The following is a 3,629-nucleotide window of genomic DNA, read 5'->3' as shown; positions in this document are numbered from 1 at the left end:
GAAGTTGCGGGATATCCGATATGAGAGTACCTGTCTGAGCCCGGAACAACAAAGAGACATGGAACGTGTGCTCGAAGTGCTGGAAGCGGAACGTAAAAACATCGACCTCGACCTGTGGGCATTGCAATGGTTCGAGGAAGAGGACGGGATCAGGCAGTATTTCTTGATGCATGAGAACGGAGAAGACGATCTTCTTGCGACCGTCAACCGAGACGGAGACTGCAGCGTTCGTGACGTGCCCATCGTCCCGACTGAAAGTGATGCATACATCTCGCATATCCCACTGGAAGAAGCCCCCATCCTCTGCGATTACAGAATGGATGAGGTGAAAGACGGCATCGTCTCGGTGAAGGAGGTCGAGACGGTCGAGATGGACCGTCTCTTGCAACTGATCGAAGTCGCATCGATCGATACTGCGGGACTTGTATTGTCTGAAATCTCAAAGGGTGTAGACTATACGGTGTACATCCTGATTCGGTCAGACCAGCAGAAGATCAGACTGTGCCTTTGAACTGCCTGTCTGCCACCTGAATGAGAGACGAACACGGAAGGAGGGAAGACGGATGCTCCATGAACTGAAGATTTGGCCGGAGTATTTCGACATGGTCGATGCCGGCCGGAAGACATTCGAGATTCGACGGGACGATCGCGGATACCAGTCCGGCGATATCCTGTACCTGCGCGAGTATGACCCGGTCGAACAGGCGTACACCGGCCGGGCGTTGTGCCGACGCGTGACATACATGACAGCGTACGCCCAACGGGGCGGCTATGTCGTGATGGCGCTCGGGGATGTCGTCCCGGGCAAGGCCGCCGAACAAACCGTATCTTGACGAGGGGGTGCCGACCGGTGCCCCCTTTTTTTGTGTACAACTCGGAAATGAGGGTATAAAATAAGAACAAATGTTCTTATAATTTCTTGGGAAAGGTGGAGATGGACCATGACGAGATATGTCGACCGGGGCGAGAAGAAATGGGTCCCGTTCCTGATGCCGGAACACAAGGCACTCCTCATCAAATATTATCGAGAGGTGCAGAAAATCGAGATGCCGGATATCGACGACCACCTATTGGACGTGTACGAGCGTGTGCTGAACGACGCGATCTTCTCCGGCGACCGGGTGACGGTGCGGTATGTGACGGACGGGGAGATGCGTCAGTTCCATGGGTTCGTGCATCGGGTCGACTACATGGACCGTGTCGTCGAGTTGGCCAACGAGCGGGACGGGGTGGTTCAGGTGTCGTTCGAAGCGATCGCGTTTGTCGGTCCAGAATGATTCGGGGAGAATGGTAAAAATAGATTGGTATCAACCTTCACGGTTGATTTCTCCATGTTAAAATCGTGGGTGTTCGTTGAATCGAATGAACAGAAAATAAAAAAAGAATTAACTGGAATTAAAAATGGAATCTGTAACATTTCAAAAGGAATGAAATAATTTTTATTTAGATTTACAAGACGAACGACAATTCGATTGTGTTTTTAAAACGGTGGTTTGTCGGTTCAAAGTAATCGGGATATGTTGTTACTGTGAATTTCTAAGCGTATCATACTGAGTAGTACAATTAATTTATCTTTACATGATGGTATAGCAACAGCTAGGCCATTGTTCGTAGGGAAATAGAAAAACAGGGGGAAAACATGATGAGGAAATACGCTTTTTTAGTGGCGTTTGTAATGGCACTCGGTCTTGTTTCGGCTTGCGGTGGTGAGGAAGCAACAACAGAAGAGACTGGTATAGAAGAGGTGGCGGAAGAAGAAGCTGGAATCAAAGCTGATGACGCCTATACATGGTTAAAAGAATCGGGTCTTGTGACTGGTGAAGCAGAAGACGTTACAAGCGAGTTTGAAGGTTCAGAAGGTCTTGTGAAAGCAATCAGAACTCCGGAAGCAGAGATCGTACAGTATGAAACGATCGAACAAGCCAAGAAATATGAGAAGCCGGATTCAACCATTACAATTGTGGTTGATAATATTTACATCTTACTGAAAGCTAACCGGGACAAGGCCGAACATTTTGTAACGGTGCTTGAAAAGAAAGCGCCGTTAAGCGAAGAGGAAATGGCTGCAGTAAAAGATCATCCGTTTGCGGATTCAATGAATGCAGACTTTAACGAATACGTAACAGCTTTCTACAATATTCCGAAAGAGGAACGTTCTCCAGTGTACGATACATATGTGCACAAAAAAGAAGTGACTTGGACGGGAACGGTAGCCGATACAGAAGCTATGGGAGATAGCGTTGTCTTAGTATCTTCTGATGACTATAAAGGACAAGATTGGGCAACAATCAGTACAGATAATAAAGAGCTAATGCCTTATACAATCGTTGTTGAGTTGAAGGATGAAAGTAGTAAAGAGGATATTAAGAATGGCGATAAAGTCAAAGTTAAGGGTGTTGTAGGGGCACGCGGGGACGAAGGGATGCAGGTTAATTGGAAACTGTATGAAGGTGTAATAGTCGATTAATAGGGGGGATATGTATGTTGGAGCATGAGAAACGGTTTGAGCAAGCAATGGCAGACTATCAGGACATGACAGAAGCGACGGTCGTCGGCATGGATTTAGAAAAACAATTTGACGTCTTGAGCAGTCGGGCGAAGGAGATTTCTGAAAAGTACCCATTCATCGACTATCAAGAACGTCAAGATCAACACGGAATGGAATTTATTTTTCGTTTGATTTTTGGTGATGAAAACAGGAAATTAAACGGACAGATTGTAGTCATTCGTTCTGTATTGCATCCTAGAGAGTTTACAATAACTATGAAAATGACAAAAGGTGAACAAGGCCATCAGATTCAAATGAACGTTCATGCTGGTCCTGATGGATTTGCAATCACTTCTAGCGATGAGTCTGGACCAGCAGATAGTCCATTTCTAGGTTTACTTGCGCTGGAATCAAATCGACTTGTATGTGGAAGATTGCTTGATCATTTAGTCATTAGATTGGTTGAGAGTCTGAAAATTGATTGATAAATAGTTGTTTTAAAAACGACCGTTAAAAGAACGAATTTGTTCGTGAGTTCACATAAAATACGAAAGGGCGGCCCGTCGCCCTTTTTGTTTTGGGTACGTTGTCCGTTAACTCGTCTTTTTATCAATGTGCGTTTTCTTTCGTGTTCGACGAGAAAACGGACGGTACTTTTCAAAATCTGCGTCCTTCTGGTAAAATGACGACAAGGCAGGGAGGACGGTTCCCTGCCCCTCCAAATGTTCAAGTTGCAGTGAGGATTTTGTTTAGGATACCTCATCTCCCGGTCGCGGAAACGATCGGGATCGGACGCCCACCTCTTCCGAGGGGGCGTCTTTTGTTGCGCTTTCCGAGAATTTTGGTATGCTAGATATATAGGGATTTCTGATCCCTTTCCGCAGGCGCAGACACTTCAGCTTGCGCGCGTCGATCGACTCGACGTCCGCCAACGTCTCGAGTCTCAATCAAGAGGTCCCCTTATGGGGGCCTTTTTTCGTTCAGTCGAGAAAACGATGATGGTCCGGGATCGTCGCGAACATCGGCTCGGTGTCCTGGTAGGTGCGGACGATCTGGTCCCACGTCTTGTCCAGGAACTTGGCCGTGATCCGTTTCGGATAGGTGCCGGTCCGTTCGATCAACAGGTTCTCGACGACATACG

Annotated in this window: 5 protein-coding genes; all 5 read left to right on the top strand. The window is 47.0% G+C overall.

All coding sequences use genetic code 11. The features are described 5' to 3' along the window. Window positions 1-511: hypothetical protein (locus GVY43_RS15910; RefSeq protein WP_236549008.1), on the top strand; the 511-nt coding region annotated here is incomplete at its 5' end. A gap of 52 nt (window positions 512-563) precedes the next feature. Beyond that, window positions 564-833, top strand: coding sequence for an ASCH/PUA domain-containing protein (locus GVY43_RS15905; protein ID WP_159563836.1), 270 nt, complete (start codon window positions 564-566; stop codon window positions 831-833). A gap of 108 nt (window positions 834-941) precedes the next feature. Beyond that, on the top strand, window positions 942-1,277 hold the full coding sequence (locus tag GVY43_RS15900) for a YolD-like family protein (RefSeq protein ID WP_159563835.1): 336 nt from the start codon (window positions 942-944) through the stop codon (window positions 1,275-1,277). A 365-nt stretch (window positions 1,278-1,642) separates the two neighbouring features. After that, window positions 1,643-2,467 (top strand): hypothetical protein, encoded by an 825-nt coding sequence (locus GVY43_RS15895; protein WP_159563834.1) that lies wholly within the window; start codon window positions 1,643-1,645, stop codon window positions 2,465-2,467. 14 nt (window positions 2,468-2,481) lie between these two features. After that, the gene (locus GVY43_RS15890; RefSeq protein WP_159563833.1) at window positions 2,482-2,973 is read left to right on the top strand and encodes a hypothetical protein; all 492 of its coding nucleotides are present in this window, start codon (window positions 2,482-2,484) and stop codon (window positions 2,971-2,973) included. Window positions 2,974-3,629 lie beyond the last annotated feature (656 nt).

This window comes from Exiguobacterium sp. 8H, assembly GCF_902506255.1.
Lineage (GTDB): Bacteria > Bacillota > Bacilli > Exiguobacteriales > Exiguobacteriaceae > Exiguobacterium > Exiguobacterium profundum.
This window is presented reverse-complemented; position numbering and strand designations above follow the sequence as displayed.